The organism is Italian clover phyllody phytoplasma str. MA1 (assembly GCF_000300695.1).
GTDB lineage: Bacteria > Bacillota_I > Bacilli_A > Acholeplasmatales > Acholeplasmataceae > Phytoplasma.
Window position 1 is genome coordinate 1 of the sequence record NZ_AKIM01000189.1, and the last position, 792, is coordinate 792.

Here is a 792-nt window from a genome sequence, read left to right on the forward strand (position 1 = left end):
TACATATGCCATAAACGATGACCTTCGTGAAGAATTAAAGTAAATTTACCCATACCTTGAGCATATTTTCTAGTAACACTAATAGTTTTTCCTAATGTTTTAATTCCAAATTTAGCAGGAATTAAATCAGTAACTTTATCAAAAGCCTTAAAACCAACTTTAAAGACGTTACCAAAAGAAAATTCATTTTCTTTTTCATAGGTTGTCATACGGGTATGCATTGCACGGTATTTTTCTTTTAGAGCTTGATATAAAACTCTTTCAGTTTCGATTTCTTTTAATTTTTAGTGTATTTCGTCGATATTTTTATTAATTTCAGCTTTACATTCTTGAACGGATTCGATTTGTTTGTATAGCGCTTTATCTCCATCTTTTAAATCTTGATATCGTTCTTCTAATGTTTTTTTGTAATCTTCGGCGCTAGATAACATTCCTTCGTACATTTCTTGTTTGGATTCTAAGTTTTTGATATCTCTTTGAATATTAGATATTTGTGTAATTATTTCTATTCTTTCGGCTTGTAATTGTTTAATTTCAGCTTGTAGTCTAATTTTGTCATCATGTGAGGCCATTTTGGTTTCTTCTTGTTTTTTGGCGATTTCTTTTTCTTTTTCAGTTTTTTGTTTTTCTAAATCAATTAATTTGCCTTTTAAAATTTCAATATTATCTGATGTCTCTTTTAATTGTTCTTTAATTTCTTTAATTTTTTCTTCATTTTTAGTTAAAGCATCTTTTATTTTAACTTTTTGTTCTTGGTTAAGTTCTTGTTTTTCATATAATATTTTTAATTCT

General features: G+C 26.6%; 2 pseudogenes. Both read right to left on the reverse strand.

The features are described from left to right. Positions 1–221 (reverse strand): annotated as a pseudogene (locus tag RI01_RS03320) (DNA double-strand break repair protein Rad50); the annotation flags it as partial. 63 nt (positions 222–284) lie between these two features. Further along, positions 285–792, reverse strand: a pseudogene (locus RI01_RS03730) (DNA double-strand break repair protein Rad50); the annotation flags it as partial.